Consider the following 22,989-nt stretch of genomic DNA (forward strand, 5'->3'; position numbering starts at 1 on the left):
GCAAGCCGGCTCCCACAGGTTCGCCACAGATTCAGAGCATTGTGGTGTACCTGTGGGAGCCGGCTTGCCGGCGATAGGGCCAGCGAGAATCACACAGCATTGCGCGGCAGCAACAGCCCCAACGGCAACCGCACCCGCGCCTCGATCCCGCCGCCGGAGCGGTTGCGCAACTCGACATTGCCGCCATGCTGCGCCGCGATCCGCTTGACGATCGCCAAGCCCAGCCCGGTACCTTTGCCGCCCCGGGCACGGTCCCCGCGAATGAACGGGTTGAAGATGGTCTCCAGCTCCGACTCGTCGATCCCGGCACCCCGGTCAAGCACGCTCAGCACCACATACGGCGCACTCTCGTCACCCGACACATAGGCAGCCACCTCCACGCCCTTGCCCGCATGGTGCAAGGCGTTGCCGATCAGGTTGCCCAGCATGCGCTTGAGCGACACCCGGCGCAGCGGGAATGGCGGGATCGGCTCCAGGCACAAGCGCACGCGCTCGTGGGGCTGGTTGTAGGGCGCCACCACTTCACGCACCAGGTCGGCAAGGTCGACTTCTTCCACCGGTTCGTCACGGCCATCGCGGATGAACGCCAGGAACTGGTCGAGGATGGCGTCCATGTCCTCGATGTCGCGCACCATGTCATCGCTCAGCTCGTTGTCGCTGTCCAGCAATGACAACGACAGGCGCAAGCGTGTCAGCGGCGTGCGCAAATCGTGGGAAACCCCCGCCAGCATCAGCTCACGCTCGCGCCCGGCCTGCTCGACATCTTCGGCCATCTGGTTGAACGCCCGGTACACCTCGGTCATTTCGCTGGGCGTATCGCTGATCGGCAGGCGCACGCTGCGCCCCTGGCCCAACTGGCGAGCGGCGAACACCAGGCGCTTGAGCGGCTGGTTGAGCTGGCGCACGAAGATCCATGCCGAGGCGGTGGACAACAGGCCGATGGCCAGGAACCAGCCCAGCACGTTCCAGATCTTCTGCCCGCGCAGCGGATGAGGATACAGCGGTACTTTGAGCCAGCCCGGGCCCAGGCTCGGGGCATTGACCCACAGCGCCGGCGGCGCGTGGATGCGCAGGCGCACTTCGGTGTCCTCACCCAGTTCGGCCTGCATCTGGCGCTGGTAGATTTCGCTGTACGGCCAGTGCTGCTCACCTTCGGGCACACCCGAGCCGGTTACCCGAATAAGGCCGGCCGCCTCGGCGATCTTGTCGCGGTTTTCTTCATCGGCGGCCCAGTAGGCGCGCAAGGTCAGCGCCACGCCGTGGCTGTACTGGCGATCGACCAGCACGTCCTCGTTCATCAGCAGGTAGACCAGGGTCAACGCCTTGGAGAACAGGACGACGATCAGTACCAGCCACAGGGTGCGAGCAAAGAAACTCTGCGGGAACCAAAGCGGTGTTTTCATTGACGGCGCAGCATCATTTACCAGCGTTTCCGTCTGGAACGAACACGTAGCCCACGCCCCAGACCGTCTGGATATAGCGTGGCTTGGACGGGTCTGGCTCGATCATGCGGCGCAGGCGCGAAATCTGCACGTCGATGGAACGCTCCAGGGCGTCCCACTCGCGGCCACGGGCCAGGTTCATCAGCTTGTCGCGGGTCAGCGGCTCACGGGCATGCATGACCAGCGCCTTGAGCACGGCGAATTCGCCGGTGGTGAGCATGTGCACTTCGTCACCGCGCTTGAGCTCGCGGGTGGCCAGCGACAGCTCGTAGTCGCCGAAGGTGACCGACTCGTCCTCGCTGCCCGGGGCGCCCGGCACGCTCGGGGCCTGGCGACGCAGCACGGCCTTGACCCGGGCCATCAGCTCGTCCGGGTTGAACGGCTTGCCCAGGTAATCGTCGGCGCCCAGCTCCAGCCCCTTGATGCGGCTGAGCTCGTCGCCCTTGGCGGTGAGCATGATGATCGGGATCTGGTTGTTCGACTGGCGCAGGCGCTTGCACGCGGACAGGCCGTCTTCACCCGGGAGCATCAGGTCGAGCACCACCAGGTTGAACACCTCGCGCTGCAGCAGGCGGTCCATCTGTTCGGTGTTGGGCACCGCGCGGGCGCGATAGCCCTTGCTGGTGAAGAAACGTTCCAGCAGGCTGCTGAGCCCCGGATCGTCGTCGACGATGAGAATCTTGTCACCTTCAGCGGTGTTGGGGGTGCCAGTCATGAATAACTCCTCTGATATCGCCGCGCATTATGGCGTAGCCATTACCCTGCGTGCCGTGAGCATTGTTAGCAGATTTTTCCCCTGGCGCCACTTCCTGGCCATCGACACTGGCCGGGCGCCATCACCGCAAGGCCTTTTCGATGGGTATAATGCGCGGCTTTCAATCCTTGCCAGGTGGTTTACATGGACAGCATCAACAGCCGTATCGCCGAGGAACTGGGCGTTCGCCCGCAGCAGGTCGAAGCGGCCGTGGGCTTGTTGGACGAAGGCTCGACCGTGCCCTTCATCGCCCGCTACCGCAAGGAAGTGACCGGCAGCCTGGACGACACCCAGCTGCGCCACCTGGAAGAGCGCCTGCGCTACCTGCGCGAACTCGACGAGCGCCGCGCCAGCATCCTGTCCAGCATCGAGGAGCAGGGCAAGCTGACCCCGGAGCTGGCCCGCGAGATCAAGCTGGCCGACACCAAGACCCGCCTCGAAGACCTTTACCTGCCGTACAAGCAAAAGCGCCGCACCAAGGGCCAGATCGCCCTGGAAGCCGGCCTCGGCGAGCTGGCCGACGGCCTGTTCAACGACCCGCAGCTGGCCCCGGAGAGCGAAGCCGCGCGCTTCGTCGACGCCGACAAGGGCGTGGCCGACGTGAAGGCCGCGCTGGAAGGCGCCAAGTACATCCTCATGGAGCGCTTCGCCGAAGACGCCGCGCTGCTCGACAAGCTGCGCAACTTCCTCAAGCACGAAGCCGTGCTCAGCGCCCGCGTGGTGGCCGGCAAGGAAGAGGAAGGCGCCAAGTTCCGCGACTACTTCGCCCATGACGAACTGCTGCGCAACGCCCCGTCGCACCGCGCCCTGGCGATTTTCCGCGGGCGCAACGAAGGCGTGCTGAGCGCATCGCTGAAGGTCGGCGAAGAGCTGCCAGGCACCCTGCACCCGTGCGAGGTGATGATCGCCAGCCACTTCGGCCTGGCAAACCACAACCGCCCGGCCGACAAATGGCTGGGCGAAGTGGTGCGCTGGACCTGGAAGGTCAAGCTCTACACCCACCTGGAAACCGACCTGTTCGGCGAGCTGCGCGACAACGCCGAAGGCGAGGCGATCAACGTCTTCGCCCACAACCTGCACGACCTGCTGCTGGCCGCCCCGGCCGGCCCGCGCGCCACCCTGGGCTTCGACCCGGGCCTGCGTACCGGCTGCAAGGTCGCCGTGGTCGATGCCACCGGCAAGCTGCTGGACCACACCACGGTCTACCCGCATGCGCCGAAGAACGACTGGGACCGCACCCTCTCCATCCTCGCTGCCCTGTGCGCCAAGCACTCGGTGGAGCTGATCGCCATCGGCAACGGCACCGCCAGCCGTGAAAGCGACAAGCTGGTGGGCGAGCTGGTGAAAAAATACCCAGCCCTGAAGATCACCAAGGTCATGGTCTCGGAAGCCGGCGCCTCGGTGTATTCGGCTTCGGAGCTGGCCGCCCGCGAATTCCCGGACCTGGACGTGTCGATCCGCGGCGCGGTGTCGATCGCCCGTCGCCTGCAGGACCCGCTCGCCGAACTGGTGAAGATCGACCCGAAATCCATCGGTGTCGGCCAGTACCAGCACGACCTGTCCCAGCTGAAACTGGCCCGCGGCCTGGACGCCGTGGTCGAGGACTGCGTGAACGCCGTGGGCGTGGACGTCAACACCGCCTCGGTGGCGCTGCTGACCCGCATCTCCGGCCTCAACGCGACCCTGGCGCAGAACATCGTCGCCCACCGCGATGCCAACGGCCCGTTCGCCACCCGCGTCGCGCTCAAGAAAGTCAGCCGCCTGGGCGAAAAAACCTACGAGCAGGCCGCAGGCTTCCTGCGCGTCATGAACGGTGACAACCCGCTCGATGCCTCGGCCGTGCACCCTGAGGCCTACCCGCTGGTCAAGCGCATCGCTGCCGATACCGAACGCGACATCCGCTCGCTGATCGGCGACAGCGGCTTCCTCAAGCGCCTCGACCCCAAGCGCTTCACCGACGAAACCTTCGGCCTGCCGACCGTCACCGACATCCTCCAGGAACTGGACAAACCCGGCCGCGACCCACGCCCCGAGTTCAAGACCGCCACCTTCCAGGACGGCGTCGAGGACCTCAAGGACCTGGAGCCGGGCATGATCCTCGAAGGCGTGGTCACCAACGTCACCAACTTCGGTGCCTTCGTCGACATCGGCGTGCACCAGGACGGCCTGGTGCACATCTCGGCGCTGTCGGAGAAGTTCGTCAAGGACCCGCGCGAAGCGGTCAAGGCCGGCGACGTGGTGAAGGTCAAGGTCATGGAAGTGGACATCCCGCGCAAGCGCGTCGGCCTGTCCATGCGCATGAGCGACACGCCGGGCGAGAAGGTCGAAGGCAACCGCGGCGGCAACCGTGGCAATGCCGGCAACCGCCCGCAGCAGGCCCCACGCCAGCGTGAAACGGCCACCGCAGCCCCGGCCAACAACGCCATGGCGGCGCTGTTCGCCAACGCCAAGCAGCTGAAGAAGAAATGATGGAAATCCCCAAGGAACTGGTCGAAAGCGCCTACAGCCAGCTGCTTGGCTGCCGCGTGCAACGCCTGGACACAGGCGTTGCCGAGGTGGCCCTGGCGCTCGAGCCGCACTTGCGCAACCGCGGCCAGAAGCTGCACGGCGGGGCGATCTTCAGCCTGGTGGACATCGCCATGGGGCTGGCCTGCTCGGCCAGCCATGGCTTCGACCAGCAGAGCGTGACCATCGAGTGCAAGATCAACTACCTGCGCGCCGTCAGCGACGGTGAAGTGCTGTGCACCGCCCGCGTGCTGCACGCCGGGCGCCGCACCCTGGTGGTCGACGCCGACGTAGTCCAAGGCGACAAACTGGTGGCAAAAGCGCAAGGAACCTTCGCGGTTCTCTAGCTCACCAAGGGGTATCTGCGGTATTTTCCGGCAGTGCGCTGGCACTGCCGGAACCGCGTAAACCAGGCGACAACGCCAGTTCCTTTGTTCCTACCCTTGTAGACCGTTATCTCTACCCCCATATTGGGGCGACTGACGCGTGAAGGAATCCATCTTGAGCGACCTCCTCAACCGCCGCCTGAGCCTGCTCGGCGCCAATCTCCCCCTGCTCGAGCAGTGCCTGCACGGTATTGAGCGCGAATGCCTGCGTGTGACCGATGAAGGTCGCCTGGCCCAGACCCCACACCCCGAAGCGCTGGGTTCGGCGCTGACCAACGAGCAGATCACCACCGATTATTCCGAGTCGCTGCTGGAGTTCATCACCCCAGCCCTGGCAGACCCGGCCAAGGTGCTCGAGAGCCTCGAACAGACCCACCGCTTCGTCTACAGCAAGCTCGCCGACGAATACCTGTGGAGCCCGTCGATGCCGTGCACGCTGCCGGCCGAGGAGGACATCCCGATCGCCGAATACGGCACCTCCAATATCGGCAAGCTCAAGCACGTCTACCGCAAGGGCCTGGCCCTGCGTTACGGCCGCACCATGCAGTGCATCGCCGGTATCCACTACAACTTCTCGCTGCCCGAAGCGCTGTGGCCCCTGCTGCGCGACGCCGAAGGCAGCAGCGAAAGCGACCGCGACTACCAGTCCTCGGCCTACATTGCGCTGATCCGCAACTTCCGCCGCTACAGCTGGCTGCTGATGTACCTGTTCGGCGCCTCGCCGGCACTGGACAAAGGCTTCCTGCGGGGCCGCCCGCACCAGCTCGAAGAGCTCGATGGCGAAACCCTGTTCCTGCCTTACGCCACCAGCCTGCGCATGAGCGACCTGGGTTACCAGAGCAACGCCCAGGCCGGCCTCACGCCTTGCTACAACAACCTCGACAGCTATACCGACAGCCTGCGCAAGGCCGTCGGCACGCCCTACCCGCCCTATGTCGAGATCGGCACCCATGTGGATGGCGAATGGGTGCAACTGAACACCAACATCCTGCAGATCGAGAACGAGTACTACTCGAACATCCGCCCCAAGCGCGTCACCTACACCGGCGAGCGGCCGATCCAGGCCCTGACCTCGCGCGGCGTGCAGTATGTGGAAGTGCGCTGCCTGGACATCAACCCGTTCCTGCCGGTGGGCATCGACCTGACCGAGGCCCGCTTCCTCGATGCGTTCCTGCTGTTCTGCGCACTGGAAGAAAGCCCGCAGCTGGACAACGGCGAATGCAGCCAGTGCACCAGCAACTTCCTCACCGTGGTCAAGGAAGGCCGTCGCCCAGGCCTGGAGCTGCACCGCGATGGCCAGCCGATCACACTCAAGGCCTGGGCCACCGAGCTGATCGGGCGCATCGGCCAGCTGGCCGACCTGCTCGACCGCACCCACGGCGGCGATGAACACGCCAAGGCATTGGAAGAGCAGCAGGCCAAGGTCGACGACGCCTCGCTGACGCCGTCGGCGCAGGTCCTGGCGCGCATGACCGAGCATGACGAAAACTTCGTGCAGTTCTCCCTGCGCCAAAGCCGCATCCATGCCGAAACCTTCCGCGAGCAGCCGCTGCCCGCCGAGCGCCAGCAGGCCTACGAGACCCTGGCCCGCGACTCGCTGGCCGAGCAGTCGCGCCTGGAGCAACAGGAGGTCGGCGACTTCGACCTGTTCGTCGGTGCGTACCAGGCCAGCATCCTGGCGATCAGCAACTGATGACCCGCAGCCCCACCCCACGCAAGCCACGCGCCAGCAGCCAGGCCAGGATCGAAGCGATCCTGGCGGCCGCGCGCGAGCTGCTGGCCGGGCAAGGGGTGGCGGCGTTGTCGATCTACAGCGTGGCCGAGCGGGCGCAGATCCCGCCTTCGTCGGTGTACCACTTCTTCGCCAGCGTGCCGGCTTTGCTCGAAGCGCTGACCGCCGATGTGCACCGGGCCTTTCGCGAAGCGTTGCGCGCGCCGATCGACAGCAGCGCATTCGATACCTGGCATGAGCTGTCCCGCCTGATCGAGCAGCGCATGCTGGCCATCTACAACGAGGACGCTGCGGCGCGGCAGCTGATTCTGGCGCAGCACGGGCTGAGCGAGGTGGTGCAGGCCGACCGGCAGCACGACATGGAACTGGGCGACTTGATGCACAAGCTGTTCGACCAGCATTTCAAGCTGCCGGTGATGCCTGGCGATGTGGATGTGTTTGCCTTGGCCATGGAGCTGAGCGACCGCGTTTATGCGCGCTCGGTGCAGCTGCATGAGCAGATCACCCCGCGCATGGCCGAGGAAGGCAAGCGGGTGTTCGAGGCGTACCTGGGGTTGTATCTGCCGCCGTTTCTGGCGAAACGCTAAGGAATTCACCGGCCCTATCGCCGGCAAGCCGGCTCCCACAGGTACCGTGCAAGGCCAACGCCTGCAGAGAACCTGTGGGAGCCGGCTTGCCGGCGATAGCGGTCGCTGCCACGGCCTCACAGCTTGGCGATGGAGACCTCGGTCGATTTCACGAAGGCAATCACTTCACTGCCCACCTGCAGCTCCAGCTCTTTCACCGAACGCGTGGTAATCACCGACGTCACGATGCCCGAGGCCGTCTGCACGTCGATTTCCGACAGCACCGGGCCTTCGAGGATTTCTTTCACGGTGCCTTTGAACTGGTTACGGACGTTGATCGCTTTGATAGTCATGGCTTGATTCCTTCTCTTTGGCTTCAGTCTGGTAAGTGAGTCGTCAGTGCGCCCAACGCAGTTGCGTGGGCAAAGGGGCTACAGGGTCCGGCTCGGGCGGTGTGCCCGGGGCCGACAGAACGCGGTTGAGCACTTCGCTTTCCAGCGCGGCCAGGCGGTGCGAACCACGCGCCCTGGGCCTTGCCAGCTCGACAGTGAGGTCCAGGCCGACTTCGCCGTCCTCGATCAGGATCACCCGGTCGGCCACCGCGACGGCTTCATTGACGTCGTGGGTCACCAGCAGCACGGTGAAGCCGTGCTGACGCCACAGGCGTTCGATCAGTTGCTGCATCTCGATACGGGTCAGCGCATCCAGCGCGCCCAGTGGCTCGTCCAGCAGCAGCAGGCGCGGCTGGTGGATCAGTGCGCGGGCCAGGGCCACACGCTGTTTCTGGCCGCCGGACAACGCCGCTGGCCATTCATTGGCACGGTCAGCCAGGCCGACCGCCTCCAGGGCATCCAGCGCGCGTTGGCGCCAGTCGCCACGCAGGCCCAGGCCGACGTTGTCGATCACCTTCTTCCAGGGCAGCAGGCGTGCATCCTGGAACATCAGACGGGTGTCCTCGCGGGCATCGGCCAGCGGTGCCGGGCCTGCCAGCAGCTCGCCGGCGCTGGGCTGGTCGAGCCCGGCCAAGAGGCGCAGCAAGGTGCTCTTGCCGCAGCCGCTGCGCCCGACGATGGCAACGAACTGGCCGGCCGGGATGTGCAGGTCGATGCCACGCAGCACCTCACGCTGGCCGAAGGTCTTGCGCAGGCCGTTGGCGGCCAGCGGGATGCCCCGCAGCAAGCGTGGCGGTTGTTCCTTGAGCACGGTCATGCGCCCTCCTTCTTGGCCACTTGGTAGGCCGGGTGCCAGCGCAGCCACACACGCTCCAGGCCGCGAGCGGCGAGGTCGGCGAGCTTGCCGAGCACGGCGTAGAGGACGATCGCCAGCACCACCACGTCGGTCTGCAGGAATTCACGGGCGTTCATCGCCAGGTAGCCGATGCCGGAGTTGGCCGAAATGGTCTCGGCCACGATCAGGGTCAGCCACATGAAGCCCAGGGCGAAGCGCACCCCGACCAGGATCGACGGCAGCGCGCCCGGCAGGATCACCTGGCGGAACAGGCCGAAGCCCGACAGGCCATAGCTGCGCGCCATCTCCACCAGCGCCGGGTCGACGTTGCGGATGCCGTGGTAGGTGTTCAGGTAGATCGGGAACAGCGTGCCCAGCGCGACCAGGAAGATCTTCGCCGACTCGTCGATACCGAACCACAGGATCACCAGCGGGATCAGCGCCAGGTGCGGCACGTTGCGGATCATCTGCACCGAGCTGTCGAGCAGGCGTTCGCCCCAGTTCGACAGGCCGGTGATGAAGCCCAGCACCAGGCCGATGCTGCCACCGATCAGAAAGCCCAGGCCGGCACGCCAGCCGCTGATGGCCAGGTGGGTCCAGATTTCACCGCTGCGCACCAGCTCGACACCGGCGCTGACCACCGCGCTGGGCGCTGGCAGGATGCGCGTCGACAGCCAGCCTGCGCTGACCGCCAGCTGCCACACCGCCAGCAGCGCCAGCGGCAGTGCCCACGGCGCCAGGCGCTGGGTCAGGGTGGAGGACGTTGCACGACTCATGGCCCGGTCCTCAGCTCTGCGACACGGACTTGGGCAGGATGTCGTTGGCCACCATCTCGCCGAACGGGCTCACGTAGCCGCCGCTTTTCGGCTGCTCCGGGCGCTGCACGTCGAGGTGCGGGAACAGCAGCTCGGCAACGCGGTAGGACTCTTCCAGGTGCGGGTAGCCGGAGAAGATGAAGGTATCGATGCCCAGCTCGGCATATTCCTTGACCCGCGCCGCCACGGTCGGGCCATCGCCGACCAGTGCAGTACCGGCGCCACCGCGTACCAGGCCGACACCGGCCCACAGGTTGGGGCTGACTTCCAGGTTGTCGCGGTTGCCACCGTGCAGGGCAGCCATGCGCTGCTGGCCCACCGAGTCGAAGCGCGCCAGCGAAGCCTGGGCGCGGGCGATGGTGTCGTCGTCCAGGTGCGAGATCAGGCGGTCGGCTGCGGCCCAGGCCTCTTCGTTGGTTTCCCGCACGATCACGTGCAGGCGGATGCCAAAGCGCACTTCACGGCCCTGGGCAGCGGCTTTCTCACGCACCTGGGCGATTTTTTCGGCAACGGCGGCAGGCGGCTCGCCCCAGGTCAGGTACAGCTCGACCTGCTCGGCAGCCAGGTCCTGGGCGGCTTCGGACGAGCCACCGAAGTACAGCGGCGGGCGCGGCTGTTGGATCGGTGGATAGAGCAGCTTGGCGCCCTTCACCTGGATGTGCTTGCCGTCGTAGTCGACGTTCTCGCCTTCCAGCACCTTGCGCCAGATGCGGGTGAACTCGACCGAGGCTTCGTAGCGTTCCTGGTGGTTCAGGTGCAGGCCGTCACCGGCCAGCTCGTCCGGGTCGCCGCCGGTCACCAGGTTGAACAGCGCACGGCCGTTGGACAGGCGGTCCAGGGTTGCCGCCTGGCGCGCGGCCACGGTCGGCGAAATGATGCCCGGGCGCAGGGCGACCAGGAACTTCAGGCGCTGGGTCACCGGGATCAGCGATGCGGCCACCAGCCAGGAATCCTCGCAGGAGCGCCCGGTGGGGATCAGCACGCCGCCGAAGCCCAGGCGGTCGGCGGCCTGGGCGATCTGCTGCAGGTAACCGTGGTCGACCGCGCGAGCGCCGTCGGAAGTGCCCAGGTACTTGCCGTCACCGTGGGTTGGGAGGAACCAGAAAATGTTAAGGCTCATTGGAGTTGTCTCCTCAGGGGTGGCTCAAGCCGGGGCGGCGCCCCGGCGCAGGCTGATCGATCAAGGCGCGCTGGCGACCTTGGCCGGGGGTGTCCAGATCACGTCCTTGATGCTCAGCGCCTTGGGAATCAGCTTGAGCGCCGTGAAGGTGTCGGCGATTTTCTGTTGCGAAGCCACGACCTCGGGGGTCAGCGGGCTGGCACCGTAGCCTTGGCGCTTGACCGAGGTCAGGGTGATCTCGGCGGGCAGGCCGAGCAGCGGCGCAACCTGGTCGGTGACCTGCTGCGGGTTGGCCTGGGACCATTGGCCCACGGCGCGCACTTCTTCGATCAAGGTGTTGATCACCGCCGGGTGCTGGGTCGCGTAATTGCGGGTGGCCAGGTAGAACTGGTGGTTGTCGACCAGGCCCTTGCCATCACGCAGGGTCCGGGCCTGCAGCTGCTGCTCGGCGGCGGCCTGGTACGGGTCCCAGATCACCCAGGCATCGACGCTGCCACGCTCGAAGGCGGCGCGGGCATCGGCGGGCGGCAGGTACACCGGCTGGATATCGCTGTACTGAAGGCCGGCGTCCTGCAGGGCGCGGACCAGCAGGTAATGGACGTTGGAGCCTTTGTTGAGGGCGACTTTCTTGCCCTTGAGTTCTTTCACCGACTGGATCGGCGAGCCCTTGGGCACGAGGATGGCTTCGCTGTGCGGCGCAGGCGGCTCGTAGGCCACATAGAGCAGGTCGGCACCGGCGGCCTGGGCGAACACGGGTGGGGTTTCGCCGGTGACGCCAAAATCGATGGAGCCGACGTTCAGCCCTTCGAGCAACTGCGGGCCACCTGGGAATTCGGTCCACTGCACCTGCACGCCCTGCTCGGCCAGGCGCTTCTCCAGCGTGCCCTTGGCCTTGAGCAGCACCAGGGTGCCGTATTTCTGGTAACCGATACGCAGGCTCTCGGCCTGGGCTTGGTTAATGGCGCCGAAGGACACAGCCGCCGCAAACAGGGCGACCAGACCACGACGCAAGAAGACTGTGCGCATGGCGCTCTCCTGTGCAATTGGGTTCGGGTTGCACCTGCTTGCCTCGTTGGCGGGCGAGTAAGGTGATACAGCGGTAGGACGGGGATCAGAGGATCTGTGGAAGTGACAGTACCAATGTTTTTATATATCTAGAAATCATATTTTTTCATTTGTTTATTCCATTTTGCATTTATCGCTCGCGCTCGTTGCAGGCATAAAAAAGGGCCGTCGAAACGGCCCGAATATCCCTGCTATGGCTAAGAGCAATGCAACGAGGAATTCTTCAGCGATTGGGTTGCGGGGTCAGCCGCAGGTACGGCTTGACCGCCCGATAACCTTTGGGGAAGCGCTGCTTGATCTCGTCCTCGTCCTTGAGCGAAGGCACGATCACCACCTCGTCGCCGTCCTGCCAGTTGCCTGGCGTGGCGACCTTGTGGGTGTCGGTCAGTTGCAGCGAGTCGATCACCCGCAGGATCTCGTTGAAGTTGCGCCCGGTACTGGCCGGATAGGTGATGGTCAGGCGCACCTTCTTATTCGGGTCGATGACGAACAGCGAGCGCACGGTCAGGGTGTCGCTGGCGTTGGGGTGAATCAGGTCGTACAGGTCGGACACCTTGCGGTCGGCGTCGGCGATGATCGGGAAGTTGACCACGGTGTTCTGGGTCTCGTTGATGTCCTCGATCCACTTGTGGTGCGAGTCGACCGGGTCGACCGAGAGCGCGATGGCCTTGACGCCGCGCTTGGCGAAGTCGCCCTTGAGCTTGGCGGTCAGGCCCAGCTCGGTGGTGCACACCGGGGTGAAGTCGGCCGGGTGGGAGAACAGCACACCCCAGCTATTGCCCAGCCATTCGTGGAAACGGATCTTGCCTTCGCTGGAATCCTGTTCGAAATCAGGGGCGATGTCGCCGAGTTTGAGGCTCATGGGGTGCGGCTCCTGTGCTGTGTTCTGGCCTTGTGGGGTTCAATGTGCCTGCATCCGAATAAAAACAAAAAGAATAAATACTGATTTATTTATAACCTTATTGCATACCGAATGGCAGGCACAAAAAAGCCTCGCACTAGGCGAGGCTTTCTGTGTGGCTACGACTTACATGAAGGCGTAAGTGTAGTTCACGATGAAGCGAGCCTGATCCTGGTCTTTGGTGAACTCGCTGCTCGAGCCACCGCTACCACGGTAGACACCTTGACGCAGGCTGAAGCCCAGGCCTTTGAGGGTGCCGTCCTGGATGGTGTAGTCGATACGCGCGTCACGCTCCCACTCGTTGTAGGTACCGTGGCCGCTGCGGTAGCGAATGTCGTCACCACGCAGGTAGGCAACCGATGCTTTCAGACCTGGGACACCCAGGGCAGCGAAGTCATAGGCGTACTGGCCGAAGTTGGTGTTCTCACCCGCACGGGCGAACTGGTTGATCATGCTGTCGGTGAACAGGTAGAAGCTGGAGCCACCTGCGCCTTCGGAGCTGCCGTTGTCATTGACCAGGCTGCCCTGGCCCAGCCACACGAAGCCACCGTCGTCACCGACTTGCTGGCGACCGACCAGGAACGAGTGACCACCCAGGGTATAGGTGAACATCGCCGACCAGGTCTTGTTGTCGATCTCGCCAAGGTGCTTGGCGTAGCCGCCGTTGTTGTTGAAGTTGTAGGTGCTGTCGTTGCCATTCTTGCCGTCGCTGCTGCTGTCGAAGTAGCGCAGGTCGGTCTTGAACGACTGGTTGTCAGAAATCTTGAAGACGTGGGTCGCACCCAGGAAGTGCTGCTTGTAGAAGTCTTCCAGGTTCGAGTAGTAGTACTGCAGGGTCAGGTCTGGAGTGAGCTTGTAGTCCAGGCCGCCGTAGCGGAACTTGTTGCTTTCTGCAGTAGCGCCAGCCACGGACAGACCGGTACGGTTGCTCGAGGCGCGACCCATGGCGTGGGTCAGCTGACCGGCGTTGATGGTCAGGTTGTCGATTTCCTTCGACTGGATGGTGCCACCCTCGAAGGTCTGCGGCAGCAGACGACCATCGTTGGAAACCAGGATTGGCAGGTTCGGTGCCAGGGCGCTACCGAAGTGCGCTTCGGTCTTGGAGAAGCGTGCCTTGGCGTTGGCGCCCAGGCGAGCCCATTGGCTTTCTGCCGACTTGTCGTGTGCGCTCGGGAAGAAGCTGCTGTTATCAGGGTGCTTGCCCTTGCCGCCGTCGAGGTGGATGCCCCACAGCGCCTGAGCGTCGACGCCGAAGCCAACGGTACCTTGGGTGAAGCCGGAAATGTAGTCGAGCTTGAAGCCCTGACCCGATTCACGGTTGTCGTTGACGCCACCTTCGCGGGTGTCGTTGTTGAAGTACATGGTGCGCGAGCTCAGCGCCAGTTTGCTGTCTTCAACGAAACCGGCAGCGCCTGCAGTTTGGGCGATGACCCCCAGTGCCACGGCCACGGCCAGGCTGGACTTGTACATGTTTTGCTCCTCTACGTTCTAATTCTTGTGTATCTCTGGCGGCGGAGTCTTCTGCCCCGCTCACCGTGGATGGGCGATTTAGTCCCAAAGCGTGACCAATAAGTCAATCGTTTCTGAACGTTTCGCGACTTTGGTCTAAGGACGCAACCTGCGCTACAGGATAATGACAATCCTATAAATCCAAAATGACCGTTTTATGAATTAGTAAGATTTTTACGGAATATAGGTGAAACCTTTACTGCAAAAAGTTGTATCGACCCCGTCAATCATACCTTTAGGTTATTTGCAAACGTTTGCCGACCGGTTACCCGTCAACCACCCCTGACGAGGGGACAAAGACTAGCAGCGCACAGGTGTTCCGCCAGTGGGCATTTCCCAGGCAAGCCGCGTTAAAGCATTTGGCTCCTAAGCTAATGCGAAAAAGTTATTTATTTTCGATTTCTTAGATCATCTAGTCTTCTCGCCATCCATCACATCGATTGCCTGACGAGAGGTTCACCATGATCCCGCATGCCCCGCTGCGCCTGTTCGCCGCCCTGACTCTCGCCAGCACCAGCTGGTTGGCCCAGGCCGCCGACCTCACGGTCGCCTACCAGACCACCGTCGACCCGGCCAAGGTGGCCCAGGTCGATGGCGCCTACGAAAAGGCCAGCAAAGCCGACATCGCCTGGCGCAAGTTCGACAACGGCGCCGATGTGATCACCGCGGTCGCCAGCGGCGACGTGCAGATCGGCTACCTCGGTTCCAGCCCGCTGGCAGCAGCGGCCACCCGCAAGCTACCGGTGCAAACCTTCCTCATCGCCACGCAGATCGGTGCAGGCGAAGCGCTGGTCGCGCGTGACAGCATCAAGACGCCGCAAGACCTGGTCGGCAAGAAAGTCGCCGTGCCGTTCGTTTCCACCGGCCACTACAGCCTGCTGGCGGCGCTCAAGGGCTGGAACATCGACCCCTCCAAGGTGCAGATCCTCAACCTCGCGCCACCGGCGATCATCGCCGCCTGGAAGCGCGGCGACATCGACGCCACCTACGTCTGGGACCCGGCCCTGGGCGTGGCCAAGGAAAACGGCAAGGTGCTGATCACCTCGGGCCAACTGGCCGAACAAGGCGCGCCGACCTTCGACGCCTGGATCGTGCGCAAGGACTTCGCCGACAAGCATCCCGACGTGGTCAAGGCCTTCGCCAAGGTCACCCTCGACGCCTACGCCGACTACCGCAAGGACCCAAAAGCCTGGCTCGCCAACCAGGACAACGTGGCCAAGCTGGTCAAGCTGTCCGGCGCCAAGGCCAGCGACATCCCGGTGCTGCTGGAAGGCAACGTCTACCCGCTGGCCGCCGACCAGGCCAACGCCCTGGGCGCACCGACCACCAAGGCGCTGACCGATACCGCCACCTTCCTCAAGCAACAGGGCAAGGTCGACGCGGTGCTGCCGGACTACTCGCCTTACGTCAGCGCCAAATACCTGCCCAACTGAACCTGACCCGGAGCCCGTCATGGCCTTGCTCGAGCTGGAGCGCATCAGCGCACAGTACCCCGGCGCCACCACCCCGGTGCTGGCCGACATCAACCTGAGCCTGGGGCCTCGCCAACTGCTGGTGGCCCTCGGGCCATCGGGCAGCGGCAAGACCTCGCTGCTGAACCTGATCGCCGGTTTCGTCGCCCCCAGCGGCGGGCGCATCAGCCTCGATGGCGTGCCGGTGCAAGGCCCCGGCGCCGAGCGTGGCGTGGTGTTCCAGGACGACGCCCTGCTGCCCTGGCAGAACGTGCTGGGCAACGTCGCCTTCGGCCTCGAGCTGGCTGGCGTGGCGCGCAGCGAACGTGAAGCCAAGGCCCGCGAAATGCTCGCGCTGGTCGACCTGGCCGGCTTCGGCGATCGGCGTATCTGGCAGCTGTCCGGTGGCCAGAAACAGCGCGTGGGCCTGGCCCGCGCGCTGGCAGCCGACCCACGGGTGCTGCTGATGGACGAGCCGTTCGGTGCGCTCGACGCCTTCACCCGCGAGCAGATGCAGGAGCTGCTGCTGCAGGTGTGGCAGCGCACCGCCAAGCCGGTGTTCCTGATTACCCATGACATCGAGGAAGCCGTGTTCCTGGCCAGCGAGCTGGTGCTGCTGGCACCCAACCCGGGGCGTGTGGTCGAGCGCCTGCAGCTGGACTTCGGCCAGCGCTACGCCGCCGGCGAGCCGGCCCGGGCGATCAAGTCCGACCCCCGCTTCATCGAAACCCGCGAGCATGTGCTGGCGCGGGTGTTCTCCCAACGCCAAAGCCTGCAGGAGCCCGCATGAGCAGCCTCGATCTGCCGGTCGCCGGCAAGCGCGACGCCCAATCCCGGCCAGCCGTGAACGCCCGCCGCCCCCTTTCAACCCGCTGGATCAGCACCCTGACCCTGGCCAGCCTGCTGCTGGCCTGGTGGCTGGTGACCGCCGCCGGCTGGATCGAGCCGCTGTTCCTGCCCTCGCCTGGCGACATCCTGGCCAAGGGCTGGGCGCTGCTCACCCAGGGCTACATGGACGCCAGCCTGTGGCAGCACCTGGGTGCCAGCCTCGGCCGCATCGGCCTGGCCCTGGCCGCCGCCACCCTGACGGCCATCCCAGTCGGCATCGCCATCGGCTACAACCGCGTGGCCCGCGGCATCCTCGACCCGCTGATCGAGTTCTACCGGCCGATTCCGCCGCTGGCCTACCTGCCGCTGATCGTCATCTGGTGCGGCATCGGCGAGCTGTCCAAGGTGCTGCTGATCTACCTGGCGATCTTCGCCCCGATCGCCATCGCCACGGCCACCGGCGTGCGTACCGTCGACCCGGCCAAGCTGCGCGCCGCGCAGTCGCTGGGGGCCACCCGGGCGCAGCTGATTCGTCATGTGATCCTGCCCAGCGCGCTGCCCGACATCCTCACCGGCATCCGCATCGGCCTGGGCGTCGGCTGGTCGACCCTGGTCGCCGCCGAGCTGATCGCCGCCACCAGCGGCCTGGGCTTCATGGTGCAGTCGGCGGCGCAGTTCCTGGTCACCGATGTGGTGGTGCTGGGCATCCTGCTGATCGCCCTGATCGCCTTCGCCCTGGAGATGGGCCTGCGCGCCCTGCAACGCAAGCTGGTGCCCTGGCACGGGCAAAGCCACTGAACTGGACTGACCACGCCGGCAACCCGGCGCCTAGCACGAGAAAAGCCATGAGCCTGACCATCACCCCACTCAGCCCGGCGCTCGGCGCCCAGATCAGCGGCGTCGACATCAGCCGCGACATCAGCATCGAGCAGCGCGACGCCATCGAGCAGGCGCTGCTCAAGCACCAGGTGCTGTTCTTCCGCGACCAGCCGATCAACCCCGAGCAGCAGGCGCGCTTCGCCGCGCGTTTCGGTGACCTGCACATCCACCCGATCTACCCCAACGTGCCGGAAACCCCGCAGGTGCTGGTGCTCGATACCGCCGTCACCGACGTGCGCGACAATGCCGTGTGGCACACCGACGTGACCTTCCTGCCGACCCCGGCGCTGGGCGCGGTGCTCAGTGCCAAGCAGCTGCCAGCCTTTGGTGGCGACACCTTGTGGGCCAGCGGCATCGCTGCGCTGGAGGCGCTGTCGGCGCCGCTGCGCGAGATGCTCGACGGGCTCAGTGCCACCCACGATTTCACCAAGTCGTTCCCGCTGGAGCGCTTTGGTACCACGCCAGAGGACCTGGCGCGCTGGGAAGAAACCCGGCGCAAGAACCCGCCGTTGTCGCACCCGGTGGTGCGCACCCACCCGGTGAGCGGGCGCAAGGCGTTGTTCGTCAATGAAGGGTTCACCACGCGGATCAACGAACTGAGCGAGCTGGAGAGCGAGGCGCTGCTCAAGCTGCTGTTCGCCCATGCGACCAGGCCTGAGTTCAGCATTCGCTGGCGTTGGCAGGAGAATGACGTGGCGTTCTGGGATAACCGGGTGACACAGCATTTTGCTGTGGATGATTACCGGCCCAATCGGCGGGTGATGCATCGGGCGACCATTCTTGGGGATGCGCCGTTTTGATGATTTTTGGGAGGCCTTTGGCCTCCTTTCGCGACACAAGGCCGCTCCTACAGGGGATCGCTTTGTTCTGTAGGAGCGGCCTTGTGTCGCGAAAGGGCCGCAAAGCGGCCCCGGCGGTCTACCTGACCAGATGCAGGAACTGCATGTGCCGCTCGTACTGGTCGAGGATGTCGTTGATGATCTGCTCCTTGCTGTAGCCCACCAGGTCGTAATTCTGGCTGCCCTCGCTCAGGTGCACCTCCGCCCGGTAATAGCGGCGGTTCTTCAACTCCTGGGTGCCCAACCCACCCAGCGCAAACGACGGCGTGAAGTAGCCACGCATCTGCACCTGGTAGATGAACGGCTGTTCCTCGCCATGGCCAACCTTCAGGCTGACGTTGTCATGGCTCGGGTCATCCTGGGTAATCAGGGTCAGCCCCTTCTGCTCGAACACTTCGCGCACATCGGCAATCGCCGGGCGCACCACGTCGTCCATGAAGCGGTACACCTCATCGCGTGACGGGAAGTGCACGGCCTGGCTCAAGCGCTGGCGCCAGCCGCCACGGCCACGTCGCGACTGGGCGAACGGCGCCAGCGAATGCATCTGCGCGATCTGCCGCTGGCTCTCCAGGTAGAAGGCCTTGTGCAGCCCCCACATCATGCACAGCAGGATCAGCGAGAACGGCAGCGACGTCAGCACCACCGCCGATTTCAGCGAGTCGATGCTGCCGGCGAACAGCAGGCCGCTGGTGATCAGCGCGGTCATCACGCCCCAGAAGATGCGCAGCCAGTTCGGGCCATCTTCGTCGGCGTCGCCGCCCTTGGCCGACAGGGTCGACAGCACCACCGTGCCGGAGTCGGCCGAGGTGACGAAGAACACGAAGCTGATGAACACCGTCACCGCGATGACCGTCTTGCTCCATGGGTAGGTTTCCAGCAGCAGGTACAGGCTCATCGACGGGTTGTCCAGGGCCGACTGGCCCAGGGCGGTCATGCCGTGGTTGATCACCTGGTCCAGGGCGCTGTTGCCGAAGATCGACATCCACGCCAAGGTGAAGCCCAGCGGAATCAGCAGCACGCCGAAGACGAATTCACGGATGGTGCGGCCACGCGAAATGCGCGCGATGAACAGCCCCACGAACGGCGCCCAGGCAATCCACCAGGCCCAGTAGAACACTGTCCAGCCACCCAGCCAGTCGCGGTTCTCGCCATAGGCGTACACGTCGAAGCTCTTGCGCGGCAAGGCCCCCAGGTAATCGCCCAAGTTCTGGATCAAGGTGTTGAACAGGTGCTGGGTAGGGCCGGCGAACAGCACGAACAGCAGCAGCGCGCAGGCCAGGAACAGGTTGATGTCGCTCATCACCCGCACGCCCTTCTCCACCCCGGCGACCGCCACGGCCACCGCCGCGCCCATCATCAGGGCGATCAGCATCACCTGCACCCACTGGCTGTGGCTGATGCCGAACAGGTAGTCGAGGCCGGCATTGAGGTGCAGCACGCCAAAGCCCATGTCGGCGCCCAGGCCGAACACCGTGGCGATGATGCCGAAGCCATCCACCGCATAGCCGATCGGCCCGTTGATGCGCTTGCCGATCAGCGGGTACAGCGCCGAGCGCAGCGCCAGCGGCAGGTTGTGGCGGTAGGCGAAATAGGCCAGCGCCATGCCGACGAAGGCGAACACGCCCCAGCCATGCAGGCCCCAGTGCAGGAACAGGATCTGCATCGCCTGGCGCCCGGCCTCGGCCGTGCCCGCCTCGCCTTGCGGCGGCTGGAGCATGTGGGTCAGCGGCTCGGAGACGCAGAAGAAGAACAGGGTGATGCTGATGCCGGCGGCGAACAGCATGCCGGCCCAGGACAGGTAGCTGAACTCGGGCTCGTCGTGATCGGCACCAAGCTTGATCTTGCCGTAGCCGGACAACGCGGTGACCACCACGAAGACCAGGTACAGGGTCATGGCCAGCATGTAGTACCAGCCGACCGTGTTGGCCGCCCAGTTCTGCGCGGCCAGCAGCCATTCACCGGCAGCTTGCGGGAAGGCAATGACCACCAGGCCGAAGATGAGGATGAAGCTTGCCGCAAAGTAGAACACCGGCGGGTTCATGCGGATCTTGCCAGCGGCAAGTGAAGGGGTCGGTGCACTCATGGGACATGCACCTCGTCGATTGACGTGAGGTTCGGAATGAACGGGTTCAGCAAAGGAATCCTCCTGTTGAACACCGGCAGCGGACCAGCGTTTTTCGTTGAACAAGCGTTCAAGTTAAACATGGATCGGATTTCAATGCGAACCGGGGTGCTGATCGGTGCATGCCTGTACCGGCCCTATCGCCGGCAAGCCGGCTCCCACAAGTACCGTGGGAGCCAACAGCCTCAGTTCTTGTCCTGGCAATCGAGCTGCAAGTTCGCCTGGGTAATGTTGCTTTCAGCCGGCACGCTGCGGGTCAGCCACACATTGCCGCCAATGGTCGAGCCTTTGCCGATGGTGATGCGCCCCAGGATGGTCGCCCCCGCATAGATCACCACGTCATCCTCGACGATCGGGTGGCGCGCCAGCCCCTTGTGCAGCGTCCCCGACTCGTCGCTGGGGAAGCGCTTGGCCCCCAGCGTGACCGCCTGGTAGATGCGCACCCGCTCGCCGATGATCGCCGTCTCGCCAATCACCACGCCGGTGCCATGGTCGATGAAGAAGCTCGGCCCGATCTGCGCGCCCGGGTGGATGTCGATGCCCGTCGCCGAATGCGCCAGCTCCGAGCTGATCCGCGCCAGCAACGGCAAGCCGGCGCGGTACAGGTGGTGGGCCAGGCGGTGGTGGATGATCGCCAGGATCCCCGGGTAGCACAGCAGCACTTCATCGACGCTGCGCGCCGCCGGGTCGCCGTGGTAGGCCGCCAGCACATCGGTATCGAGCATCACCCGCAGCCCAGGCAGGGCCGCAGCGAAATCCTGGATCAGGCGCAGGGCCTGGGCATCCACGGTTGCCAGTTCGCCGTTGCTCTGGCGCGCGGCATAGCGCAGCTCCAGGCGTGCCTGGGCCAGCAGGGAGGTGAGCGCCGCGTCCAGGGTATGGCCGACGTAGAAGTCCTCGCTCTCCTCGCGCAGGTCCACCGGGCCCAGGCGCATCGGGAACAGCGCCCCGCACAGCTGCTCGAGGATCTGGCGCATGGCCTCGCGCGAGGGCAATTCGCGCCCGCCCTGCTCGCCGATGCTGCGGCCATTGCGGCTGCGCCATTGCTCACGGGCGCTGCGCAGGCCGCTGACGATGCTGTGCAACTGCCAATGCGCGGATGAAGGTTGGTCGCTCACGGTGTTCTCCTGCCGGGTGGCATGCAATATTTTGCAATCCACTCTACGGCAAATCCGTCCCTTGGAAAAAACAACGCTTTATTCCATCCTGCGCTAAGTCAGGCATAAGCGGCGATGACGAACCGGGCAACCTCGCCTACCCTCAACTCAGCGTGTGCCTGAGCCTTTTTATAAAAAAGCATAAGAAAATAAGTTTTTATTATTTCCTGGCCTATCAGGCCAACTCTATAGTCGCCACCCACTACTTCCACAACAAGCGCGGGGCCTGACATGTCGAAATTCGCCAAACCGCTTCTCAACGCCAGCCTGGCCATCCTCCTCGGTGCCGGCCTGCTCGGCCAGGCATTCGCCGGCGAGCAGTTGAAGACCATCCAGGAAAAGGGCGTGATCAACGTCGGCCTGGAAGGCACCTACCCACCGTTCAGCTTCCAGGATGAAAACGGCAAGCTGGCCGGCTTCGAAGTCGAGCTGTCGGAGCTGCTGGCCAAGGAGCTGGGGGTCAAGGCCAAGATCCAGCCGACCAAGTGGGACGGCATCCTCGCTGCGCTGGAGTCCAAGCGCCTGGACGTGGTGGTCAACCAGGTGACCATCTCCGATGAGCGCAAGAAGAAATACGACTTCTCCGAGCCCTACACCGTTTCCGGCATCCAGGCCCTGGTGCTGAAGAAGAAAGCCGAGCAGCTGAACATCAAGACAGCGCAGGACCTGGCCGGCAAGAAAGTCGGCGTGGGCCTGGGCACCAACTACGAGCAGTGGGTCAAGCAGGACGTGCCGAAAGCCGAAGTGCGCACCTACGAAGATGACCCGAGCAAGTTCGCCGACCTGCGCAACGGCCGCATCGACGCCATCCTGATCGACCGCCTGGCCGCCCTGGAATACGCCCAGAAAGCCAAGGACACCGAGCTTGCCGGCGATGCCTTCTCGCGCCTGGAAAGCGGCGTGGCCCTGCGCAAGGGCGAACCGGAACTGCTGGCTGCCATCAACAAGGCCATCGACAAGCTCAAGGCTGATGGCACCCTGGCCAAGCTGTCCGAGAAATACTTCGGTGCCGATGTCACCCAATGATCGCTGAAAGCCTGCAACTGGTTGCCGACTCCACGCCCTTCCTGTTGAAGGGCGCGGGTTACACGGTGCTGCTGAGCGTCGGCGGCATGTTCTTCGGCCTGCTGCTGGGCTTTGCCCTGGCACTGATGCGGCTGTCGAAGATCCTGCCGCTGGACTGGCTGGCGCGGATCTACGTGTCGTTCTTTCGCGGCACGCCACTGCTGGTGCAGCTGTTCGTCATCTACTTCGGCATGCCGCAGATCGGCATCGAGCTCGACCCGATCCCGGCCTCGCTGATCGGCCTGTCGCTGAACATGGCCGCCTACATCTGCGAGATCCTGCGTGCAGCCATCTCGTCCATCGACCGGGGCCAGTGGGAGGCCGCTGCCAGCATCGGCATGACCCGCACCCAGGCCATGCGCCGGGCGATCCTGCCCCAGGCGCTGCGCACCGCACTGCCGCCGCTGGGCAACAGCTTCATCTCGCTGGTCAAGGACACCGCCCTGGCGGCGACCATCCAGGTGCCCGAGCTGTTCCGCCAGGCGCAGCTGATTACCGCGCGCACCTTCGAAGTGTTCACCATGTACCTGGCGGTGGCGGTGATCTACTGGGTGCTGTGCAGCATCCTCGCGCACTTCCAGAACCGCATGGAAGCGCGGGTCAACCAGCACGACCGGGAGCCTTGA

21 protein-coding genes are annotated in these 22,989 nt (G+C 64.6%); 10 read left to right on the forward strand and 11 right to left on the reverse strand.

The window, feature by feature from the left end:
• Positions 1-89: 89 nt before the first annotated feature.
• Positions 90-1,403 (reverse strand): ATP-binding protein, encoded by a 1,314-nt coding sequence (locus L6D75_RS02865; protein ID WP_176511970.1) that lies wholly within the window; start codon positions 1,401-1,403, stop codon positions 90-92.
• A 13-nt stretch (positions 1,404-1,416) separates the two neighbouring features.
• Positions 1,417-2,157, reverse strand: a complete 741-nt coding sequence (gene ompR, locus L6D75_RS02870) for an osmolarity response regulator transcription factor OmpR (protein WP_008099008.1) — start codon at positions 2,155-2,157, stop codon at positions 1,417-1,419.
• A 183-nt stretch (positions 2,158-2,340) separates the two neighbouring features.
• On the opposite strand from ompR, the gene L6D75_RS02875 reads away from it, so the two are divergent.
• The 4 genes from L6D75_RS02875 (at position 2,341) to L6D75_RS02890 (ending at position 7,406) form a co-directional block, all read left to right on the forward strand.
• Positions 2,341-4,665 (forward strand): Tex family protein, encoded by a 2,325-nt coding sequence (locus L6D75_RS02875; protein WP_176511971.1) that lies wholly within the window; start codon positions 2,341-2,343, stop codon positions 4,663-4,665.
• Entirely contained in the window at positions 4,665-5,048 is a 384-nt protein-coding gene (locus tag L6D75_RS02880; protein WP_176511972.1) for a PaaI family thioesterase, read from the forward strand. Before L6D75_RS02875 ends, L6D75_RS02880 begins: the two co-directional genes overlap by 1 nt.
• Positions 5,049-5,202: 154 nt before the next feature.
• Positions 5,203-6,780, forward strand: a complete 1,578-nt coding sequence (gene gshA, locus L6D75_RS02885) for a glutamate--cysteine ligase (protein WP_176511973.1) — start codon at positions 5,203-5,205, stop codon at positions 6,778-6,780.
• On the forward strand, positions 6,780-7,406 hold the full coding sequence (locus L6D75_RS02890) for a TetR/AcrR family transcriptional regulator (RefSeq protein ID WP_176511974.1): 627 nt from the start codon (positions 6,780-6,782) through the stop codon (positions 7,404-7,406). The genes gshA and L6D75_RS02890 overlap by 1 nt, the downstream gene beginning before the upstream one ends.
• A 116-nt stretch (positions 7,407-7,522) precedes the next feature.
• Here L6D75_RS02890 and L6D75_RS02895 read toward each other — a convergent pair whose 3' ends face one another.
• The 7 genes from L6D75_RS02895 to L6D75_RS02925 all read right to left on the reverse strand — a co-directional run bounded on the left by L6D75_RS02895 (position 7,523) and on the right by L6D75_RS02925 (position 13,983).
• Positions 7,523-7,738: a TOBE domain-containing protein gene (locus L6D75_RS02895; RefSeq protein WP_008095172.1), complete on the reverse strand. Its 216-nt coding sequence runs from the start codon at positions 7,736-7,738 to the stop codon at positions 7,523-7,525.
• A 43-nt stretch (positions 7,739-7,781) separates the two neighbouring features.
• Positions 7,782-8,594: an aliphatic sulfonates ABC transporter ATP-binding protein gene (ssuB, locus tag L6D75_RS02900; protein WP_176511975.1), complete on the reverse strand. Its 813-nt coding sequence runs from the start codon at positions 8,592-8,594 to the stop codon at positions 7,782-7,784.
• A complete protein-coding gene (gene ssuC / locus L6D75_RS02905) occupies positions 8,591-9,388 on the reverse strand; it encodes an aliphatic sulfonate ABC transporter permease SsuC (RefSeq protein WP_176511976.1) in 798 nt (265 codons plus the stop codon). Before ssuC ends, ssuB begins: the two co-directional genes overlap by 4 nt.
• A gap of 10 nt (positions 9,389-9,398) precedes the next feature.
• Positions 9,399-10,547 (reverse strand): FMNH2-dependent alkanesulfonate monooxygenase, encoded by a 1,149-nt coding sequence (ssuD, locus tag L6D75_RS02910; protein WP_176511977.1) that lies wholly within the window; start codon positions 10,545-10,547, stop codon positions 9,399-9,401.
• A 60-nt stretch (positions 10,548-10,607) separates the two neighbouring features.
• On the reverse strand, positions 10,608-11,573 hold the full coding sequence (locus L6D75_RS02915) for a sulfonate ABC transporter substrate-binding protein (RefSeq protein ID WP_176511978.1): 966 nt from the start codon (positions 11,571-11,573) through the stop codon (positions 10,608-10,610).
• Between the two features lie 262 nt (positions 11,574-11,835).
• Positions 11,836-12,474, reverse strand: coding sequence for a peroxiredoxin (locus L6D75_RS02920; protein ID WP_176511979.1), 639 nt, complete (start codon positions 12,472-12,474; stop codon positions 11,836-11,838).
• Positions 12,475-12,639: 165 nt separating this feature from the next.
• Positions 12,640-13,983, reverse strand: coding sequence for an OprD family outer membrane porin (locus L6D75_RS02925; protein ID WP_176511980.1), 1,344 nt, complete (start codon positions 13,981-13,983; stop codon positions 12,640-12,642).
• A gap of 500 nt (positions 13,984-14,483) precedes the next feature.
• Between L6D75_RS02925 and tauA the strand changes: the two genes are divergently transcribed.
• The 4 genes from tauA to tauD are packed head-to-tail and all read left to right on the forward strand — an operon-like array spanning position 14,484 to position 17,980.
• The gene (gene tauA / locus L6D75_RS02930; protein WP_176511981.1) at positions 14,484-15,455 is read left to right on the forward strand and encodes a taurine ABC transporter substrate-binding protein; all 972 of its coding nucleotides are present in this window, start codon (positions 14,484-14,486) and stop codon (positions 15,453-15,455) included.
• Positions 15,456-15,474: 19 nt separating this feature from the next.
• Positions 15,475-16,263 carry a taurine ABC transporter ATP-binding subunit gene (gene tauB, locus L6D75_RS02935; RefSeq protein ID WP_176511982.1) on the forward strand — a complete coding sequence of 263 codons (789 nt, stop codon included), beginning with the start codon at positions 15,475-15,477 and terminating at the stop codon, positions 16,261-16,263.
• Positions 16,260-17,099, forward strand: coding sequence for a taurine ABC transporter permease TauC (gene tauC / locus L6D75_RS02940; RefSeq protein WP_176511983.1), 840 nt, complete (start codon positions 16,260-16,262; stop codon positions 17,097-17,099). The genes tauB and tauC overlap by 4 nt, the downstream gene beginning before the upstream one ends.
• Positions 17,100-17,146: 47 nt before the next feature.
• Entirely contained in the window at positions 17,147-17,980 is an 834-nt protein-coding gene (tauD, locus tag L6D75_RS02945; protein ID WP_176511984.1) for a taurine dioxygenase, read from the forward strand.
• A 118-nt stretch (positions 17,981-18,098) separates the two neighbouring features.
• On the opposite strand, the gene betT is transcribed toward tauD, so the two are convergent.
• Both betT and epsC read right to left on the reverse strand, forming a co-directional pair.
• Complete coding sequence (betT, locus tag L6D75_RS02950; RefSeq protein ID WP_176512007.1) at positions 18,099-20,060, reverse strand: choline transporter BetT; 1,962 nt, start codon at positions 20,058-20,060, stop codon at positions 18,099-18,101.
• 266 nt (positions 20,061-20,326) lie between these two features.
• Positions 20,327-21,259, reverse strand: coding sequence for a serine O-acetyltransferase EpsC (gene epsC / locus L6D75_RS02955; protein ID WP_176511985.1), 933 nt, complete (start codon positions 21,257-21,259; stop codon positions 20,327-20,329).
• A gap of 270 nt (positions 21,260-21,529) precedes the next feature.
• Between epsC and tcyJ the strand changes: the two genes are divergently transcribed.
• Together tcyJ and tcyL are read left to right on the forward strand one after the other, a co-directional pair.
• A complete protein-coding gene (tcyJ, locus tag L6D75_RS02960; RefSeq protein ID WP_176511986.1) occupies positions 21,530-22,324 on the forward strand; it encodes a cystine ABC transporter substrate-binding protein in 795 nt (264 codons plus the stop codon).
• Positions 22,321-22,989, forward strand: coding sequence for a cystine ABC transporter permease (gene tcyL, locus L6D75_RS02965; RefSeq protein WP_176511987.1), 669 nt, complete (start codon positions 22,321-22,323; stop codon positions 22,987-22,989). Before tcyJ ends, tcyL begins: the two co-directional genes overlap by 4 nt.

Source organism: Pseudomonas faucium (assembly GCF_021602585.1).
Taxonomy (GTDB): Bacteria; Pseudomonadota; Gammaproteobacteria; order Pseudomonadales; family Pseudomonadaceae; genus Aquipseudomonas; species Aquipseudomonas faucium.